Annotated in this window: 22 protein-coding genes; 16 read left to right on the forward strand and 6 right to left on the reverse strand. The window is 64.6% G+C overall.

What is annotated here, in order from left to right; translation table 11 throughout:
• Window positions 1-41 precede the first annotated feature (41 nt).
• Entirely contained in the window at window positions 42-518 is a 477-nt protein-coding gene (locus BN1124_RS21550; RefSeq protein ID WP_197066203.1) for a DUF1214 domain-containing protein, read from the reverse strand.
• A gap of 128 nt (window positions 519-646) precedes the next feature.
• The gene (locus BN1124_RS21555; RefSeq protein WP_197066204.1) at window positions 647-1,522 is read right to left on the reverse strand and encodes a DUF1254 domain-containing protein; all 876 of its coding nucleotides are present in this window, start codon (window positions 1,520-1,522) and stop codon (window positions 647-649) included.
• Between the two features lie 183 nt (window positions 1,523-1,705).
• Between BN1124_RS21555 and BN1124_RS10865 the strand changes: the two genes are divergently transcribed.
• The 6 genes from BN1124_RS10865 (at window position 1,706) to BN1124_RS10890 (ending at window position 5,969) form a co-directional block, all read left to right on the forward strand.
• Window positions 1,706-2,053 carry a GFA family protein gene (locus BN1124_RS10865; RefSeq protein ID WP_042641800.1) on the forward strand — a complete coding sequence of 116 codons (348 nt, stop codon included), beginning with the start codon at window positions 1,706-1,708 and terminating at the stop codon, window positions 2,051-2,053.
• A 228-nt stretch (window positions 2,054-2,281) separates the two neighbouring features.
• Window positions 2,282-2,671, forward strand: coding sequence for a DUF6404 family protein (locus BN1124_RS10870; protein ID WP_042641802.1), 390 nt, complete (start codon window positions 2,282-2,284; stop codon window positions 2,669-2,671).
• Between the two features lie 42 nt (window positions 2,672-2,713).
• On the forward strand, window positions 2,714-3,079 hold the full coding sequence (locus tag BN1124_RS10875) for a VOC family protein (RefSeq protein ID WP_042641804.1): 366 nt from the start codon (window positions 2,714-2,716) through the stop codon (window positions 3,077-3,079).
• 155 nt (window positions 3,080-3,234) lie between these two features.
• Entirely contained in the window at window positions 3,235-3,525 is a 291-nt protein-coding gene (locus BN1124_RS10880) for a putative quinol monooxygenase (RefSeq protein WP_042641806.1), read from the forward strand.
• Between the two features lie 110 nt (window positions 3,526-3,635).
• Window positions 3,636-4,439 carry a 2,5-didehydrogluconate reductase DkgB gene (dkgB, locus tag BN1124_RS10885; protein ID WP_042641808.1) on the forward strand — a complete coding sequence of 268 codons (804 nt, stop codon included), beginning with the start codon at window positions 3,636-3,638 and terminating at the stop codon, window positions 4,437-4,439.
• A gap of 357 nt (window positions 4,440-4,796) precedes the next feature.
• Window positions 4,797-5,969 carry an MFS transporter gene (locus tag BN1124_RS10890; RefSeq protein WP_042641810.1) on the forward strand — a complete coding sequence of 391 codons (1,173 nt, stop codon included), beginning with the start codon at window positions 4,797-4,799 and terminating at the stop codon, window positions 5,967-5,969.
• 64 nt (window positions 5,970-6,033) lie between these two features.
• Here the strand turns inward: BN1124_RS10890 and cydX are convergent, their stop codons facing one another.
• Genes cydX through BN1124_RS10905 form a run of 3 tightly spaced genes read right to left on the reverse strand, consistent with a single transcriptional unit; the run spans window position 6,034 to window position 8,874 of the window.
• Window positions 6,034-6,147, reverse strand: coding sequence for a cytochrome bd-I oxidase subunit CydX (gene cydX, locus BN1124_RS10895; RefSeq protein WP_005310033.1), 114 nt, complete (start codon window positions 6,145-6,147; stop codon window positions 6,034-6,036).
• 28 nt (window positions 6,148-6,175) lie between these two features.
• The gene (gene cydB / locus BN1124_RS10900) at window positions 6,176-7,303 is read right to left on the reverse strand and encodes a cytochrome d ubiquinol oxidase subunit II (protein WP_042641813.1); all 1,128 of its coding nucleotides are present in this window, start codon (window positions 7,301-7,303) and stop codon (window positions 6,176-6,178) included.
• Window positions 7,303-8,874: a cytochrome ubiquinol oxidase subunit I gene (locus BN1124_RS10905; protein ID WP_042641815.1), complete on the reverse strand. Its 1,572-nt coding sequence runs from the start codon at window positions 8,872-8,874 to the stop codon at window positions 7,303-7,305. The genes cydB and BN1124_RS10905 overlap by 1 nt, the downstream gene beginning before the upstream one ends.
• A 120-nt stretch (window positions 8,875-8,994) precedes the next feature.
• Between BN1124_RS10905 and BN1124_RS10910 the strand changes: the two genes are divergently transcribed.
• From BN1124_RS10910 to BN1124_RS10930, 5 genes are all read left to right on the forward strand, one after another.
• Window positions 8,995-10,410: an aminotransferase-like domain-containing protein gene (locus BN1124_RS10910; protein WP_042641817.1), complete on the forward strand. Its 1,416-nt coding sequence runs from the start codon at window positions 8,995-8,997 to the stop codon at window positions 10,408-10,410.
• 145 nt (window positions 10,411-10,555) lie between these two features.
• Complete coding sequence (locus BN1124_RS10915; protein WP_042641819.1) at window positions 10,556-11,377, forward strand: extracellular solute-binding protein; 822 nt, start codon at window positions 10,556-10,558, stop codon at window positions 11,375-11,377.
• A 31-nt stretch (window positions 11,378-11,408) separates the two neighbouring features.
• Complete coding sequence (locus tag BN1124_RS10920) at window positions 11,409-11,828, forward strand: COG4315 family predicted lipoprotein (protein ID WP_052445585.1); 420 nt, start codon at window positions 11,409-11,411, stop codon at window positions 11,826-11,828.
• 7 nt (window positions 11,829-11,835) lie between these two features.
• Complete coding sequence (locus tag BN1124_RS10925; protein ID WP_042641821.1) at window positions 11,836-12,366, forward strand: RNA polymerase sigma factor; 531 nt, start codon at window positions 11,836-11,838, stop codon at window positions 12,364-12,366.
• On the forward strand, window positions 12,351-13,055 hold the full coding sequence (locus BN1124_RS10930; RefSeq protein ID WP_042641823.1) for a hypothetical protein: 705 nt from the start codon (window positions 12,351-12,353) through the stop codon (window positions 13,053-13,055). The genes BN1124_RS10925 and BN1124_RS10930 overlap by 16 nt, the downstream gene beginning before the upstream one ends.
• An 85-nt stretch (window positions 13,056-13,140) precedes the next feature.
• On the opposite strand, the gene BN1124_RS10935 is transcribed toward BN1124_RS10930, so the two are convergent.
• The gene (locus BN1124_RS10935; protein WP_033131885.1) at window positions 13,141-13,791 is read right to left on the reverse strand and encodes a tellurite resistance TerB family protein; all 651 of its coding nucleotides are present in this window, start codon (window positions 13,789-13,791) and stop codon (window positions 13,141-13,143) included.
• A 60-nt stretch (window positions 13,792-13,851) separates the two neighbouring features.
• Here BN1124_RS10935 and BN1124_RS10940 point away from each other — a divergent pair, with 60 nt between their 5' ends.
• The 5 genes from BN1124_RS10940 (at window position 13,852) to BN1124_RS10955 (ending at window position 16,261) form a co-directional block, all read left to right on the forward strand.
• On the forward strand, window positions 13,852-14,703 hold the full coding sequence (locus BN1124_RS10940) for a DMT family transporter (protein WP_042641825.1): 852 nt from the start codon (window positions 13,852-13,854) through the stop codon (window positions 14,701-14,703).
• Entirely contained in the window at window positions 14,700-14,999 is a 300-nt protein-coding gene (locus tag BN1124_RS10945; RefSeq protein WP_042641827.1) for a hypothetical protein, read from the forward strand. Before BN1124_RS10940 ends, BN1124_RS10945 begins: the two co-directional genes overlap by 4 nt.
• A 19-nt stretch (window positions 15,000-15,018) precedes the next feature.
• Window positions 15,019-15,489, forward strand: coding sequence for an acyl-CoA thioesterase (locus tag BN1124_RS10950; RefSeq protein WP_033131882.1), 471 nt, complete (start codon window positions 15,019-15,021; stop codon window positions 15,487-15,489).
• A gap of 114 nt (window positions 15,490-15,603) precedes the next feature.
• Complete coding sequence (gene rsmS, locus BN1124_RS20885) at window positions 15,604-15,759, forward strand: pleiotropic regulatory protein RsmS (RefSeq protein WP_082041554.1); 156 nt, start codon at window positions 15,604-15,606, stop codon at window positions 15,757-15,759.
• A gap of 34 nt (window positions 15,760-15,793) precedes the next feature.
• Window positions 15,794-16,261 (forward strand): GyrI-like domain-containing protein, encoded by a 468-nt coding sequence (locus tag BN1124_RS10955; RefSeq protein WP_042641829.1) that lies wholly within the window; start codon window positions 15,794-15,796, stop codon window positions 16,259-16,261.
• The last annotated feature ends 24 nt before the right edge of the window (window positions 16,262-16,285 follow it).

Below are 16,285 nucleotides of genomic sequence, written 5' to 3' on the forward strand. Positions count from 1 at the left end.
TCCCGGCGCGGCACCTTGACCACACCGGGATGCTGTCTGATTCAGTTGTTCACCTTGACCAGATCGTCCAGGATCCAGGTCTGGTCATAGAAACCGTCTTCGGTGCCATAGAGGCGCAGGGCCACCAGGAAATTGCGTCCCGCTATGGTCTTGATAAAGGCGCTGTCTGCGACATCTTTTGGCTTGCTGGGCCCAAACCAGAGGTCGATGGAGCCATCCTGGTTCTTCGGAATGTCGTAATAGCCGTTGGTGGAGGGCAGCAGCTGATCCGTCTCCGGCATGGTGCCGTCGGTGATGTTGTAGGCGGTCACCGCCCAGAACAGGGCCGCCGGCGGGTTCGCGGGCAGGTGCAGCTTGTAGGTGTTGCCGCCCTCCAGGTGCTTGCCGTCCTTGTCCTTGGTCGCATAAGGGTACTTGGAGCCCGCCCCCGTGGTGTGCATCACCATGGCCGCCGCACTCGAATAGGCGATCTGGAAGAAGGCGGCGCGCTGGTTCTTGTCCAGGGTGGCGTATTGCATCCACTCGGCGGTGGCCCCTGCCCAGGAGTTCTCCCACTGGCGGTTCGGTTAGTAGAGCTGGCGCTGATCGTCGAGTCCCACCTGACGGCGGGCCAGGATCATGCGGGGGGCCATCTCCACCGCCTTCTTCAGCAGGGCCCCTTGCTCGGCGCGAACGGCTTGCCCTTGACGATGCCGATGCCGATGCTCAGCAGGGCACTGCGAGTCTGATCCGGGATCGCGGTGAGCGGCTCGTAATCGACGAACTCCTTCAGTTTCTGCCAGTAAGCGCCATCCGTCGGGTACATCATGGTGACCCGCTTGCCGCTCGCATCCGGGAACTCCATCGGCTTGACCTCCTTCTCCACGTCCCACAGGGGATAGACCCGGGTGGTTTCCGCATTCTTCACCGCCGGGGCCGGATCCGGCTTGCCCTCCCCCTTGCCCATGATGGTGCGGAAGAACAGGAAGACGTTGTAGGTCGATGACTTGAACGCGAAATAGCCTTGCGGCACAGGCCCTTCGTAATCCGGTGGCAGCAAGAGGTAGAGGCCGCCACGGGCGCGACCCGGGCCTATGGCCCCCACGTCCGTGATGGTCTGCTGGAAGAAGTCGGTGAACATGCCGATGACGTTGGCCGGCGCCTTGATCACCAGCGGGCCCGTCTGCTTGAGATCCAGATAGCTCATGGAGTAGATGACATCCCCATTGGGGGTCGGCACCACGGCGCGGCTGTCCATCCGCTCCTTCCACACCGGCAGCACGTTGTAGCCGCTGCCAAAGGCGGCCTCGGAGCCGTCGCGCAGGCCTATGGTGTTCATCAGCGGCAGGGAGACCAGATAGGCCTGCACCGCGTCCTGGTAGTAGAGCTCGTCGCTCAGGGTCTTCGCCTCGGACTCCGACAGCCAGTTGCCCTTGTTCAGCTGGGTCATCAGGGGAGACATGGGGGCCTCTGCCGCCGCCATCATGGGGTTGGCCCCCAGCAGGGCGAGGAGAATGGCCGAGGTGAGATAGCGATGTGTCATAGAACCTTCCTGTTCTCTGTGAAGTCGGCGGTAATCCATTACCGCCTACGAGAAGGGTCTCTCCTGAGTGCGCAGTCAGCGCAACATGAACACAACGTATATGCTTCTTTCGATACAAAAATGACATTGGTAACAAGGGGGCGTCGGTTGCCTGATCGCCCCCCGTCAACGAGGAGCAATGACATGAAATACAAGGGAAGCTGCCACTGCGGCAGGGTGGCATTCGAAGTCGAGGGGGAGCTGACCCAGGCCATGGCCTGCAACTGCTCCATCTGCCAGCGCAAGGGATCCCTGCTGTGGATGCTGCCGCGCGACAAGCTGCAACTGCTGACCCCGGACGAGGCCGCCAGCACCTACACCTTCCACAAACATGTGGTCAAACACCGCTTCTGCCCGGTGTGCGGCATCCACCCCTATTGCGACGGCGTGGATCCCAAGGGGCACCACATGGTCGCCGTCAATGTCCGCTGCCTGGAGGGAGTGGATCCCGAGGCGCTGCCGGTGCAGCACTACGATGGCCGGGCCCTGTGACCGGGCGCTGAGCCAAGTCATCCGCACGCCGGGGCAATGAAGCCCTGGCGTGCGATAAGCTCCTCCTTTCCGCCACTACCTCTCCCCCCAGACTTTTCCAATCCCTGGTGCCATTGCTGTGATCCGGCGCTAACACTCCCGCCGACAACAAGGCTACAATCGGCGCCCACATAGGGATATTGAGCAGGCGTCTTATCACCAACCCTGCTGTCACACGAAGGAAGCACAATGTCATTTGAACACCGCCTGTTCGCCGCCCATCAAGAGCTGGCCAGCAAGGGCGTGAAGGAGATCAACTACGACCCGCCCCTGTGCCAACTGCTGCGCAAATTCGGCTGGCAACTGAAACCACCCCACTATGAGCGCTTTATGGTCAACCTGATCGCCATGGGGCTGCCGGTGGGTATCATCTGGGGACTGTTGATGTGGTTCTTCGGCTGGGAGCATGAGGTGAGCCTGGGGTATGCCCTGCGCCAAACCAGTTTCTTTGCCATCGGTGTCGGCCTGCTGATGGCTATCGTCTTCCAGGTGCGCCGTCGGCAGCTCAAGTTGACCCCCTGGGAGGCACTGCCCCACTCCACGCCGCGGACCCAGAAGCGCTGGCAACCCAAGCAGTAAGGTGTCAGTAATGGAGCATCAACCGACAAGCCAGGAAGCCATATGACCAAGGCCCATGAAAAACTGAACTATGTGGAGTTTGCCGCCCGGGATCTCGCGGCCACCAAGACCTTCTTTACCGCCGCCTTTGGCTGGCAGTTTGTGGATTACGGCCCCGACTACTGCGCCTTTGCGGGGGAAGGGCTGGATGGCGGCTTCTACCGGGCGGATCTCTGCTGTCAGAGCGCCCAGGGCGGCGCCCTGCTGGTGTTCTACAGCGCCGACATTGCGGCGACCCAGGCCAAGGTGTTCCAGCATGGGGGCACCATCATTCGCCCGCTGTTTGACTTCCCCGGTGGCCGCCGTTTCCACTTCGTTGAGCCCAGCGGCAATGAGTTTGCGGTCTGGTCCGAGGCGGCCGGCGCCTGAGCTGGCGTGGTGCGCTCCTGGTGACTCCTTGCAGGGGCGCACCCTTCACCACTGCTCTATTGCTGCGCTCACCTCAATAGTGTTTTGCGACAGCGCCCCTCTTATCCGCACGCCACCGCAGGCATACTGACTCTCGTTGTCTCGAGGAGAGTCAGATGTCCGTTCCCGTCATAGTGATTGCCCAGCTCGACGCCAAGCCCGAATTCGCCGCCCAACTCAGGGCCGCCCTGACACCGCTGATCGCGGCCAGCCAGCAAGAGGCCGGCTGCCTGCGCTATCAACTGCACCAGAGCCTGGATAACCCCCAATCCTGGATGCTGCACGAGGAGTGGGTGAGCGAGGATGCCCTTATCGCCCACCAGCAAGAGCCCCACTTTATCGCCTTCGTGGCCGACACCCAGGGCTGGTTTGCCAACAGCACCGTTCGCCGCTATCACTTGGCCTGACCGCCTGCACCACTTTTTCTGCCCACCAGCAGTTTGACCGCAGACGGCAAACTGACTGATGGGCAAACCCCATAAACAAGAACGTAAAAAGCAAGAACATGAGGAGTTTGATGATGAAAATGCCAATGATGGGTCTGGGCACCTTCCGCCTGAAGGGCGAGCCCCTGCTCGCCACCCTGAACACCGGCCTGGAGCTCGGCTATCGCCATATCGACACCGCCCAGATCTACGGCAACGAGGCCGAGGTGGGCGAGATATTGGCCAGCACTGCTGTGCCCCGCCAGGATATCTACCTGACCACCAAGGTGTGGACCAGCGAGTTCGGTCCGGGCAAGGTGATCCCGAGCCTGAAGGTAAGCCTCGAGAAGCTGCGCACCGATTATCTGGACTTGGCGCTCATTCACTGGCCCTCCCCCCAGGATGAAGTGCCGATGGCGGTCTATCTGGAGCAGTTGGCCGAGGCCAAGGCCCAGGGCCTGACCCGGGAGATCGGGGTCTCCAACTTCACCGTGGCCCAGCTCAAAGAAGCCATCGACATCCTGGGGCCGGGCGCCATCGCTCACCAGCAGGTGGAAGTGCACCCCCTGCTGCAAAACCGCAAGGTGGTTGAGTTCTGCCAGGAGCAGGGCATCGCCCTCACCGCCTATATGCCGCTCGCCTACGGCAAGGTGCTCACCGAGCCGCTCTTGGTAGAGATCGGCAAACGCCACGGCGTCTCGGCGGCCCAGGTGTCGCTGGCCTGGCTGCTGGCCCAGGGCATGACGGTGATCCCGAGCTCCACCAAGCGGGAGAACCAGGCCGCTAACCTGGCCGCCCTCAAGGTCCAGCTCAGCCCCGACGAGATGGCCCAGATCGCCACCCTGGAGCGGGGCGAGCGCTGCGCCAATCCGGACTTCGCACCTGCCTGGGACTAACCGGATTGTTCCCTCTCCCCATGGGAGAGGGTATAGCAGCATCTTTCGCTACCCTAAGCCAGTTTTGCAGCATATACAGAATGTCCCCTCATCCCCGCCCCTTCTCCCGCCAGGGGAGAAGGGAGTCAATAACGATCCGGGACATTTATCCAACCCCTAGCGGGAGGCACTGTGCCTCCCGCTTTTTTTGGTTTGGTGCGCTGCCACCCCCCTTTCCCGCCCGATAACACCCGCCTCCCCTCGGTTATTGCTGCTGATTAAGCAAAAGTAATTTGATGTCATCGTCATTTTTGCCAACAAAGCACGTCGGCATACTGGCGCCATTCTCCCGTCGGGAGTCCTATCCAAGGAGTTTGTATGCCACTGGCGTTATTTGCCCTCACCCTGAGTGCCTTTGCGATCGGCACCACCGAATTTGTGATAGTGGGGCTCATCCCCACCATCGCCGAGCAACTGCATGTCTCCCTGCCCTCGGCGGGCCTCTTGGTCAGCCTCTACGCCCTCGGCGTCGCCATAGGTGCGCCGCTGTTGACCGCCCTGACCGGCAAGCTGCCGCGCAAGTGGTTGCTGGTCGGGCTGATGGCGCTGTTCACCGCCGGCAACCTGCTGGCCTGGCAGGCCCCCGGCTACGAGAGCCTGATCGTCGCCCGGGTGCTGACCGGTCTGGCTCACGGGGTCTTCTTCTCGGTGGGTTCGACCATCGCCACTGGCCTCGTGGCCAAAGAAAAAGCGGCCAGCGCCATCGCCATCATGTTCAGCGGCCTGACCGTCGCCCTGGTGACCGGTGTACCGCTCGGCACCTGGATTGGCCAACAGTTTGGCTGGCGCGAGACCTTCCTGGTGGTGAGCCTCTTGGGCCTCATCGCCATGGTGGGCAGCCTGCTGCTGATCCCGAGCAACCTGCCCAAGGGGGCAGCCTCCAGCATCCGTGAACAACTGCTGGTGCTGACCAAGAAGCCGCTGCTGCTGGTCTACGCCAAGACAGCGCTCGGCTACGGCGGCGCCTTCACCGCCTTTACCTTCCTCGCCCCCATCCTGCAACAGGTGAGCGGCTTCGGCGCCAACGCGGTCAGCCTGATCCTGCTGGTATACGGAGTATCGGTGGCATTCGGCAACATCTGGGGCGGCAAGCTGGCGGACAAGATGGGTCCATTGCCCGCGTTGAAGCTGATGTTTGCCGGGCTGGCGCTCATCTTGCTGATGCTCACCTTCACCGCGCCCCATCCGGTGCTGGCGGTGCTGACCGTGCTGGTGTGGGGTGCCTTCGCCTTTGGCAACGTGCCGGGACTGCAGGTGCTGGTGGTGAAACAGGCCGAGATCCATACCCCCAACGCCGTGGACGTGGCCTCCGGCCTCAACATCGCCGCCTTCAACGTCGGCATCGCCTTGGGTTCAGTCGTTGGTGGCTTCGTGGTGGAGCACCTTGGGCTGATGCACACCCCCTGGATAGGCGCGCTGATCGTGCTGCTGGCCTACGGCCTGACCCACGTCAGCGAGAAGCGCGAGGCCAAATTGGCGCTGGCGGTCTGACCTTCCCCCAAACGAAAAGGCCGACACTGAGTGTCGGCCTTTTTCATTTCCAAGGCGGCGGGGCTCAAGACTCCTTGAGATCCTCGTCCGCGGCCCAGCGCGCCTCCAGCCAGAGCAGGTTGACCAGGCCGCACAGCAGGGCAAAGCCCAGCCCCAGAATCCAGGTGAAATACCACATAGTCGAAACTCCCTTGAGTAGAAGACGGTTAGTAGAGGCTGTGGCCGTGCTGGCGAACCTGATCCGTGCTGACCTTGCCGCGCACCACCCGGTAGACCCAGAGGGTGTAGCCGATGTTGATGGGCATCAGCACCCCCACTATCCCCAGCATGATGAGCAGGGTGCCCTCGCTGGAGGTGCCGTCCCACAGGGTCAGGCTGCTCGACGGATCCAGGGACGAGGGCAGCACGAAGGGGAACAGGGCGATGGCGATGGTCAGCATCATGGTGGCGCAGGCGCCGCCGCTGGCCATGATCGCCAGGCGCGGCAGGCCGCGGGCACTGGCAAGGCTGCTCACCATGGGCAGCAGCAGGCCCAGGGCCGGCACGCACCAGAGCCAGGGCTGCGCCGCGAAGTTGCTGAACCAGCCGTCCGGTGCCAGCGCCACCTGCTTCATCAGCGGGGTGAGGGCGCCGTTGAGATCGCCTATCTCCTGCAAGCGATAGCCTTCCATCTGACTGAGCCAGACGCCGCCAAGGGCAAACAGACCGCTCGCCAGAGGGCCGAGCCAGAGGCTCTGGCGGGCGCAGCGCTCGGCAATAACCCCTTGGGTCTTGCACTGCAGGAAGCTGGCGCCGTGCAGCATCAGCAGGGCCAGCGCCGTGCCCATGCAGGTCAGCAGCAGCGGCCAGTTGAACTCAAAGGCGCCGTAGTGGATTCGAAGGTGCGAATCGAAGCGAAACGGCAATCCTTGCAGCAAAAAGCCGAGGGTCGCGCCGAACACTAGGGTCGGCAGCAAGGCCCCGGTCACCAGGGCCCTGTCCCACCAGCGGCGCCACTGGGCCGATTCCAGCTTGCTGCGATAGTCAAAACCCACCGGGCGCAGGAAGAGGCCGAACAGCAGGAACATGAAAGGCACGTAGAGCGCCGAGAAGGCGGCGGCATAGACCAGCGGCCAGGCGGCGAACAGGGCGCCGGCACCGGCGATGAGCCACACCTGGTTGCCCTCCCACACCGGGCCCACGCTGTTGAGCAGCACCCGCCGCTCCTCATCTGTCTTGCCGACGATAGGCAGCAACAGGCCCACCCCCAGATCGAAGCCGTCCATCACCACGAAGCCGATGAGCATGAACAGCACCAGGCCCCACCAGATCAATTTCAGGGTTTCATAATCCATCAGAGCGCACTCCCGCTTGCCAAGACTTCACCTTGATAACGACCCGTCTGCAGGCTGGCGGGCCCTTTGCGGATCACATGACGCAACAAGAACAGCTCCACCACCAGCAGGCTGGTGTAGATGAGGCTGATGGAGATGAGGCTGAACCAGATCTGGCCCGGCTGCAGCAGAGAGACCGAGGCCGAGACCGGCAACACCTCGCTGATGGTCCAGGGCTGGCGGCCAAACTCGGCCACGAACCAGCCCGCCTCGATGGCAATCCAGGGCAGCGGAATGCTCCAGAACAGCACCTTCAGCAGGCGCGGCGATTGCACCAGCCGGCCCCGGCACAGTTGCAGGAAGGAGGCGGCAAAGAGCACCAGCAGCACCACCCCTATGCCCACCATCAGCCGGAAGCTCCAGAACAGCGGCGCCACCTGGGGCACTGAATCCTCCACCGCCTTGGCGATGGCCGCCTCGTCGGCTTTGGCAATGTCTTTCGCATGGGGGGTCAACAGCAGACCGTAGCCGAGATCCTGACGGTGCTGCTCGAAGGTGGCGCGGGCGGCGCCGTTGCCACCGTCCTGGCGCAGCGCCTCCAGGGCGCCATAGGCCAGCATGCCGCTGCGGATGCGCACCTCGTGCTCGGCCTTGAGATCCTTGATGCCGGTCACCGCCTCATCCAGGGAGCGGGTGGCGATGATGCCCATCAGATAGGGGATCTTGACGGCCGCATGGGTCTTCTCGGCCTGCTGATCGGGCCAGCCGAACAGGGTGAAGGCCGCCGGGGCAGGCTCTGTCTCCCACTCCGCCTCGATGGCGGCGAGCTTGACCTTCTGCACCTCACCGGTGCGATAACCGGACTCGTCCCCGAGGACGATGACCGAGAGGATGGCGGCCAGACCGAAGCCGGAGGCGATGGCGAAGGAGCGCAGGGCGAAGCGCACCTCCATGCGGCGCAGCAGATACCAGCTGCTCACCCCCATCACGAACAGGGACGCGGCCACGTAACCCGCCGCCACAGTGTGCACGAACTTGACCTGGGCCACCGGGTTGAACAGCACGGCGGTGACGTCGGTCAACTCCATGCGCATCGTCATGGGGTTGAACTCGGCGCCGACCGGGTTCTGCATCCAGCCGTTGGCGATCAGGATCCAGAGCGCGGAGAGGTTGGAGCCGAGCGCCACCAGCATGGTCACCATCAGGTGTTGACCACGGGAGAGTCTGTCCCAGCCGAAGAAGAACAGGCCCACCAGGGTAGATTCGAGGAAGAAGGCCATCAGCCCTTCCACCGCCAGGGGGGCGCCGAAGATGTCGCCGACATAGTGGGAGTAGTAGGCCCAGTTGGTGCCGAATTGAAACTCCAGGGTGATCCCCGTGGTCACCCCCATCACGAAGTTGATACCGAACAGCTTGCCCCAGAAACGGGTGATGTCCTTGTAGATCACCTTGCCGGTCATCACGTAGGCGGATTCGGCGATCACCAGGATCCAGGACAGCCCCAGGGTGAGGGGCACAAACAGGAAGTGAAACATGGCCGTGGCCCCGAACTGCAATCGGGACAGGCTTACCACATCATCCAGGCTAATCATGCAGGACTCTCTATGTTGCATTTAACAGACAGGTTTTCGCCTGCCAAGTACAACATGAGTCATGACACCTATAACAGATGCAGTTATATTGAAATACACCTAGAACAGTTTGAACCCACCATGTCTCGCTACGGCCAGCTGGCAGCCCTGCTGCAGCAACAGATAGAGCGCGGCGTCTGGCAGCCGGGGGAGCGCATTCCCTCCATCCGCCAGAGCTGCAAGACCCACGCCCTCAGCCCCATGACGGTGCTGCAGGCCTATCAGCTGCTCGAAAGCCGTGGCCTGATACTGGCGCGGCCCCAGTCCGGCTACTACGTCAAGGCCGCCCCCTCCCCGCTGCGGGCCAGCGCGCCGCAACAGGCCCACTACAGCGGCTCGGTGGACATCAACGATCTGGTGTTCGAGGTGCTGCAGGCGAGCAAGTCCCGCGAGCTGGTGCCGCTCGGCATGGCGGTGGCGGATCCCGCGCTCTTCCCCCACCCCCAGCTCGGCCGGGCCCTGGCCAGCTGCATGCGCCGGCTCGACCCCTTCAGCACGGTGGCAGACCTTCCCCCCGGTAACGAGGCGCTGCGCCGCGCCATCGCCCAGCGCTATGCCGGCGACGGGCTGGCGGTCGACCCCCAGCAGATCATCATCACCACCGGTGCCATGGAGGCGCTCTCCCTCGGACTGCAGGCCCTGACCGAGCCGGGGGACTGGGTGGTGGTGGAATCCCCCACCTTCTACGGCGCCCTGCAGGCCATAGAGCGCTTGAAGCTCAACGTGGTGGAGATCCCGGTGATCCCGGGAGTCGGCATCGATCTCGCCCTGCTGGTGGAGGCGCTGACCCAGCGCCCCATCAAGGCGTGCTGGCTGATGGGCAACGTCCAGCACCCGCTCGGCCACACCATGCCGGACGGGCACAAGCAGGCGCTGATGGCCCTGCTCAACGAACACCGGGTGCCGCTGGTGGAGGACGACGTCTACGCCGAGCTCTATTTCGGCCGGGAGCGGCCTCGCCCCATCAAGAGCTGGGACGCGCGGGGAGACAGCCTGCTGTGCAGCTCCTGGACCAAGTGCCTGGCGCCGGGTTTTCGGGTCGGCTGGGTGGTGGCGGGGCCCCATGCCGAGCGCATCCAGCGGCTGCAGCTGATGTCGACCCTGTCGACCAATGTGCCTAGCCAGCTGGCGCTCGCCGACATGCTGCGCCAGGGCGGGGTGGACGCTCACTTTCGGCGCCTGCGCCACACCCTGGCCCAGCGTCAGCAGCAGATGCGCGCCGCCCTGCTGCGCCTCTTCCCGGATGAGGTGCGCATCAGCGCCCCGGACGGCGGCTACTTCCTCTGGCTGGAGTTCGACCCCCACCTCGACTGCCGGGCCCTGCACGCCCAGGCACTGGCCTGCGGCTTCTCGCTGGCGCCGGGGGCCTTGTTCTCGAGCCAGGGCCAGCACAACCACTGCCTGCGCATCAACAGCTCCCATCCCTGGAGCCCGGCGCTGGAGGCGGCCCTGGAGCAGCTTGCCGATCTCATTCACCGGCAACTGGGCACCGGTTAGCAACGTCCGTCAGAGCCCGCCAGAGTAGCGGGTTCCCCTTCAACCCCGCTCACTCTCGCTCCACAACCCATCTTTTTTTCCGTGCGGCTGCATCCAATCGCCTCCCCCCGTCGTCTCTTGCTTGAACCTCAATCAAGGAGAGACGATGAAACCCCACCCCCTATGGCCGGCCCTGCTCTGCGCGGCCCTCGTTCAACTGCCGCTGCAGGCCGCCCCAAGTGCTGATCAAGCTGGCGCCTCCGAGAAGACCGGCGTTGCCCATCAGGCCGGCGATGGCGTGATCCGCCTATATGGCCCGGGCGGGCCCGATACCGCGCTGAAACGGGCGGCCACGGCCTTCCAGCAGGAGACCGGGATCAAGGTCGAGGTCACCGCCGGCCCCGAGTCCAGCTGGCGCGATCGGGCGCTGCAGGATGCCGATCTGTTCTTCGCCGGCGCCGAGCAGTCCATGTCCGCCTATCTGGAGCGCTATCCCTTCCTCGACAAGCAGAGTGCCCACGCCTACTACCTGAGGCGCAGCGTCATCGCCGTGCAGAAGGGCAACCCGGCGGGGATCCGCGGCATCGAGGATCTGATCAACCGCCCCCTCAAGGTGGTGGTGACCGAGGGGCTCGGCAGCTACAACACCTCCGGCACCGGCCTCTGGGAAGACGTGGCCGGGCGCAAGGGCTCCCTGGCCGATGTGCAGAAGCTCAGACGAAACATCGTTGCCTTCGAGCAGGGCAGCGGCGCCAGCTTCCGGGCCTTCACCGGCCAGCAGGCCGATGCCTGGATCACCTGGGTGCACTGGCCCCTAAACCACCAGGACAAGGCCGACTTCGTCGAAATCGAGCCGGAGCGCCGCATCTATCGCGATCTCGTCATCGCCAAAGCCGCGGGGGCCGACGCCAGCACCCAGCGCTTCCTCGACTTCATCGACAGCCCCCAAGGCGAGCCCCTCTTCGCCCAGGATGGCTGGACCCGTTAACCCCAACCCCATGAATCTCAGGAGACACACCATGAACAAGTTCCTCATCACCCTCGCCTGCCTGCCCCTCGCCTCGGCCTGGGCCCTCGAGACCCAGCCCCTGAGCGGGGCCGAGCAGGTGCCCATCGCCCAGATGACCGAGAACGGCAAGGCCTATCTGGTCGATGCCAAGGGCTTTAGCCTCTACCGCTTCGACAAGGATGCCCAAGGAAAATCAAACTGTTATGCTGAATGCGCCGAGAAATGGCCGCCGGCATTGGCGAGCGACAGCGAGGTCAAGGCCGGGGTCGGCAGCGCGGCCGACGCCGGTGTCGGCCTGGTCCTGCGCGACGACGGCCGCTATCAGTGGAGCTACCGTGGCCAGCCGCTCTATCGCTGGATCAAGGATGAGCAGCCCGGCCAGAGCAGCGGGGATGGCATGAAGAATGTCTGGCACCGCGTCCAACGATGAGGTCTGAGTGAATATCGACAATCAGCAGCTCGCCCACCTGCTCGCCCGCAGTCGGCTCAGGGACAAGCAGGCGTTTGAAGCGCTCTATCAGCTGACGGGCCAACCCCTGTTCGCCCTGCTCCACGCCCTGCTCAAGGACAAGCAGTGGGCCGCGGACGTACTGCAGGAGGGCTTTTTGAAGATCTGGCACGGCCAGAGCGCCTATCCGGTCGACTACCCCTGGGCCTGGCTCTGCCAGTGCATGCGCAATCTGGCCATCGATGCCCTGCGGGCCAAGGCCCGCCACGGGGAGATCCCGCTGGAGGAGTCCTTCGAGGAGAAACCTGCTCAGAGTACGGAAGGGGGGCTTGCCCCCTCTTTTTCCCTCGAACGCTGCCTCGGGCAACTCTCCGCCGACAAGCGCAACGCCATAGTGCTGGCCTATCGGCACGGCCTGAGCCACCAGGAGATCGTCACCCACACCCAAACCCCGCTTGGCACCGTCAAGTCCTGGATCCGGCGCGGACTGGAGGAGCTCAAGCTATGCCTGACCCAATGACCCCCAAACGCTACCGGGACCCCGCCCTGCGCGAGCGGCTCGCCGGTGAATACGTGCTGGGCACCCTGAGCCCGCGGGTGCAGGCCAGGATGACCCGCCTGATGGCGCGCGATCCCGACTGGTGGCAGTGGATAGCTCAGTGGCAACAACATCTGGATCCCCTGCTGCATCAACCCCAGCCCGCCCCGACCCTGCCCCGCAGCGTCTGGCGCAACATAGAACAGGGAATCTCCCCCAAGCCCAGGCCCCATCGCCTGTGGTGGCCGCTCGCCATGGCCGCTTCCCTGCTGCTGGGCCTGTGGCTGCAACACCTGCTCCCCTCGCCCTCCGCCCCCATCCAGCCCGTGCGCTACCTGGCCATGATGTCTTCCGCGGGCGAGGAGGCTCCCTTCGTGTTGGTGGCCTACCAAGGCAAGCAGCCGGGCCAGTCCAGCATCCGCTTGCAGCAGAATCAGGCGAGCCCGCTGCACCTGCCCGCCGACGCCATGCTCTGGATGCGCGACAAAGCGTCCGCCAAGCTGGTACCCCTAGCCCCCCTCAAAGAGGTCATGGCGGGTCGCCTGATGAGCCCGACCGAGTGGCAGCAGCTCAAGGCGAGCAGCGAGTTGCTGGTGATGGCGAAGGACAGCGAGCATCCGCTCTATCGCGGCCACTGCATCGAGCTCGGCCCCTGGCCGACGGAGAGCTAGGTACCGCAAGACGCGGTTCACCGCAGATGCGGCACCAACAACAAGGCCCCGTCACGGGGCCTTGTTTCTACACGTTGTTCGAGGCTTAGCCCGGCCCGTTCAGCTGGGCCACCTGCCGCTCTATGCTGCCCCTGAGGTTGTCGTCGAGCTTGAGGGCCCGCGCCAGCTCGTCGAGGTAGCCACGCTCCATGAAGTGATCCACGTCGATGGCGAGCAGGGAGGCGAGGTAGACCTCGGTGGCCTGCTCCATGTCGGTGACTTCCCGGGCCAGCGCCTGGGGATCCAGCGGACGGGCGAGCTCGGCATCGATCCAGCGCGCCGCATCGCTCTGCCCCTGCTCGGTCAGGTACTGCTGGATCTTCTGACGCTCGGCGTCGTCGATGTGGCCGTCGGCCCGAGCCGCCGCCACCATGGCGCGCACCAGCAGGGTCGAGCGGGCGTCAAGCGCCTGCCCTTGCAGCGTATCGAGGGGCTGGGCAGGCTGGCTCGCGCCCCCCTGCTGGGACTGCCAGTCCTGATAGAGCTTGTAGGCGAGGCCGCCCAGGGCCGCCGCACCGCCTACCGCCGCCACCTTGCCGCCATACTTGCGCACCTTCTTGTTGCCAAGCAGCAAGGCCATGGCCCCGGCGGCCAGACCGCCCTGCGCCATGCCCTTCATCTGGGCCTTGCGGCTGTCACCGCCGTCGTTGAGCCAGCCCTTGCCGGCACCCAGCAGTTGGTCGAGTATTTGTTTCATAGGTCCTCCTCCACGGTGATTTTCATGCTAGGTTGGCCTGACTGAATCTGAGGTGAATGAATGCCGCTCCCAAGACTGGCCCTGCTGACCCTCTTTACCCTGCTCGCCTTCGCGGCCAACTCCCTGCTCTGCCGCCTGGCCCTGTTCGAAGAGCGGATGGATCCGGCGCTGTTCACCCTGCTGCGACTGACCAGCGGGGCCCTGGTGCTGCTCCTGCTCTGTGCAGCCCGCAGCCCCACGCCGCCCCGCCAGGGAGACTGGGGGGGCGCCCTGGCCCTCCTCGTCTACGCCGCCGCCTTCTCCTTTGCCTATCTCACCCTGACCACGGGCACGGGTGCCCTGCTGCTGTTTGCGGCCGTCCAGCTCAGCATGCTGGCCCCCCCTCTGCTGCGGGGCGAGCGTCTGCCTGCCCGCCAATGGGCCGGCTTGCTGCTCGCCATGGCGGGGTTGGTGCTGCTGTTGCTGCCAGGCATCCAGGCGCCGGATCTCCTGGGGGCTGTCCTGATGGTCACCGCCGGCATCGCCTGGGCCTGCTATACCTTGCGGGCCTCGCGCTTTGGCGATCCCGTCGCCGCCAATGCCGGCCACTTCCTGCGCGCCAGCCTGCCTGCGGCCCTGCTCTATCTGCTGCTGGGCCGGCTCGAGGCCAGCCCGGCCGCCATCGGTTATGCCCTGGCCTCGGGGGCCCTCGCCTCCGGCCTGGGGTATGCGCTCTGGTATTCGGTGCTGCCCCAGCTGGGACGCACCCTGGCCGCCAGCGTCCAGCTGCTGGTGCCCCTGCTCGCGGCCATGGCCGGGCTCATCTGGTTGGATGAGTCCTGGTCGCTGCGGTTGTTATTGTCATCGCTGGGCATTCTGGGGGGCATAGCCCTGGTCATCGCGGGACGCCCCCCGGCGGGAGACAAACCATGAAGATCGCCATACTGCTGCTCGGACTTACCCTCTCGACCGGCCTGCTTGCCGCCAATCCGGACAGGGAGACCCATCAGGCCGGGCTGGACAGAGCCTGCATCAACGCCCGCCAACAACAGACGGGGCAGGACAAACAGCAACTCATCGATGCCTGCGTCAGGGCCGGGGGCAAGGCGACCCGATGCCAGCAGCAATACGCCAGCGTCGGTCAGCGTACCGGCAACGAGCGCCCCTATGTGTCACCCCTGGCGCCCTGCCAGCAGGCCGACGCCTACCGCAAGAGTAACCGGCAGTGATGCCATCTGAGGAGAATGCATGACCCCACCCCGCGAGCTGACCCTGCAGTTTCTGGCCGAGCCCGCCGACGTCAACTTCGGCGGCAAGGTGCACGGCGGCATGGTGATGAAGTGGATCGATCAGGCGGGCTACGCCTGCGCCGCCGGCTGGTGCGGCGGCTATGCGGTGACCGTCTACGTGGGGGGCATCCGCTTCCTGCGCCCCATCCAGATAGGCCAGCTGGTGGAGGTGCACGCCCGGGTGATCCACACCGGCACCACCAGCATGCACCTGGCGGTGGACGTCTACAGCCGCCACCCCACAGAGCGGGAGCGCCACAAGACCACCCACTGCATCATCATCTTCGTCGCCATGGACGAGGGCGGCAAACCGAACAAGGTGCCCCAGTGGCAGCCCGTTTCGGACGAGGATCGGCAGTTGCAGCAGTACGCCAGGAAGCTGATGGCCCTGCGCGAGGAGATAGACAAGGAGATGCGCCAGCATCTATGACAACGGGGCGCCAGCATCTGTGATGGTGGTGTGCAGATGTGACATGGGCTCGCTCCCGATCCGGACGCCGCCCTGTATAATGGCCGCCATCGACAGACGAGTATCGGAGCAACCATGTCACTGGAAACTGCCCCCCCCGAGGTCAAGCTCGCGGTGGACCTTATCGAACTGCTGGAGACCAACCGGATAGCGCCGGATCTGGCGCTGGCGGCGCTGGCCATCGTCACCCAGGACTACCAACGCAAGCTCAAAGAAGGCAAGGATCACTGAGCGCGGCTCGGTTGAGCCCACACCAGGAGGTTCCATGACAGATCCCATTCGATTCGAAACCGGTCGCCCCATGCTGTTGGGGGGCCTGCGCCGCCACCATGAGTTCCAGCAAGGGGACTTCGGCGGTCAGTGGCGCGACTTCGGCGCCCTCGGCCCACTGCCCGGCCAGCTCGGGGAGCACGCCTACGGTGTCATCTGCGGCGCCGACGCCACCAGTTGCGAATACATGTGCGCGGTGGAAGTCGCGGCGCTGGAGGTCTTGCCCAAGACCCTGGGCCGGATGCGCATCGACCCCCAAACCTACGCCGTCTTCCTGCATAGGGGCCACGTCTCCACCCTGCCGCAGACCTGGCAAGGGGCGCTGGACTGGCTGGCCCGGTCCGATTATGAGTCTGCCCACAAGCCGGACTTCGAGCGCTACGGCGCCGCGTTTGACCCCGAAACCGGCGGTGGTGAGCTGGAAGTCTGGCTCGCCGTAAGGCCCAGACAGGCGCTCGCCTGACCCCCTGGCACCGACCGCTCAAGC

Origin of the sequence: Aeromonas eucrenophila (assembly GCF_000819865.1) — a bacterium.
In the GTDB taxonomy this organism is placed as follows: Bacteria; Pseudomonadota; Gammaproteobacteria; order Enterobacterales; family Aeromonadaceae; genus Aeromonas; species Aeromonas eucrenophila.

What these genes read in the sequence shown, in the direction of transcription:
- BN1124_RS21550 (WP_197066203.1), bottom strand. Translation starts at nt 518, where the DNA reads ATGCAATACGCCACCCTGGACAAGAACCAGCGCGCCGCCTTCTTCCAG.
- BN1124_RS21555 (WP_197066204.1), bottom strand. Translation starts at nt 1,522, where the DNA reads ATGACACATCGCTATCTCACCTCGGCCATTCTCCTCGCCCTGCTGGGG.
- BN1124_RS10865 (WP_042641800.1), top strand. Translation starts at nt 1,706, where the DNA reads ATGAAATACAAGGGAAGCTGCCACTGCGGCAGGGTGGCATTCGAAGTC.
- BN1124_RS10870 (WP_042641802.1), top strand. Translation starts at nt 2,282, where the DNA reads ATGTCATTTGAACACCGCCTGTTCGCCGCCCATCAAGAGCTGGCCAGC.
- BN1124_RS10875 (WP_042641804.1), top strand. Translation starts at nt 2,714, where the DNA reads ATGACCAAGGCCCATGAAAAACTGAACTATGTGGAGTTTGCCGCCCGG.
- BN1124_RS10880 (WP_042641806.1), top strand. Translation starts at nt 3,235, where the DNA reads ATGTCCGTTCCCGTCATAGTGATTGCCCAGCTCGACGCCAAGCCCGAA.
- dkgB (WP_042641808.1), top strand. Translation starts at nt 3,636, where the DNA reads ATGATGAAAATGCCAATGATGGGTCTGGGCACCTTCCGCCTGAAGGGC.
- BN1124_RS10890 (WP_042641810.1), top strand. Translation starts at nt 4,797, where the DNA reads ATGCCACTGGCGTTATTTGCCCTCACCCTGAGTGCCTTTGCGATCGGC.
- cydX (WP_005310033.1), bottom strand. Translation starts at nt 6,147, where the DNA reads ATGTGGTATTTCACCTGGATTCTGGGGCTGGGCTTTGCCCTGCTGTGC.
- cydB (WP_042641813.1), bottom strand. Translation starts at nt 7,303, where the DNA reads ATGGATTATGAAACCCTGAAATTGATCTGGTGGGGCCTGGTGCTGTTC.
- BN1124_RS10905 (WP_042641815.1), bottom strand. Translation starts at nt 8,874, where the DNA reads ATGATTAGCCTGGATGATGTGGTAAGCCTGTCCCGATTGCAGTTCGGG.
- BN1124_RS10910 (WP_042641817.1), top strand. Translation starts at nt 8,995, where the DNA reads ATGTCTCGCTACGGCCAGCTGGCAGCCCTGCTGCAGCAACAGATAGAG.
- BN1124_RS10915 (WP_042641819.1), top strand. Translation starts at nt 10,556, where the DNA reads ATGAAACCCCACCCCCTATGGCCGGCCCTGCTCTGCGCGGCCCTCGTT.
- BN1124_RS10920 (WP_052445585.1), top strand. Translation starts at nt 11,409, where the DNA reads ATGAACAAGTTCCTCATCACCCTCGCCTGCCTGCCCCTCGCCTCGGCC.
- BN1124_RS10930 (WP_042641823.1), top strand. Translation starts at nt 12,351, where the DNA reads ATGCCTGACCCAATGACCCCCAAACGCTACCGGGACCCCGCCCTGCGC.
- BN1124_RS10935 (WP_033131885.1), bottom strand. Translation starts at nt 13,791, where the DNA reads ATGAAACAAATACTCGACCAACTGCTGGGTGCCGGCAAGGGCTGGCTC.
- BN1124_RS10940 (WP_042641825.1), top strand. Translation starts at nt 13,852, where the DNA reads ATGCCGCTCCCAAGACTGGCCCTGCTGACCCTCTTTACCCTGCTCGCC.
- BN1124_RS10945 (WP_042641827.1), top strand. Translation starts at nt 14,700, where the DNA reads ATGAAGATCGCCATACTGCTGCTCGGACTTACCCTCTCGACCGGCCTG.
- BN1124_RS10950 (WP_033131882.1), top strand. Translation starts at nt 15,019, where the DNA reads ATGACCCCACCCCGCGAGCTGACCCTGCAGTTTCTGGCCGAGCCCGCC.
- rsmS (WP_082041554.1), top strand. Translation starts at nt 15,604, where the DNA reads ATGTCACTGGAAACTGCCCCCCCCGAGGTCAAGCTCGCGGTGGACCTT.
- BN1124_RS10955 (WP_042641829.1), top strand. Translation starts at nt 15,794, where the DNA reads ATGACAGATCCCATTCGATTCGAAACCGGTCGCCCCATGCTGTTGGGG.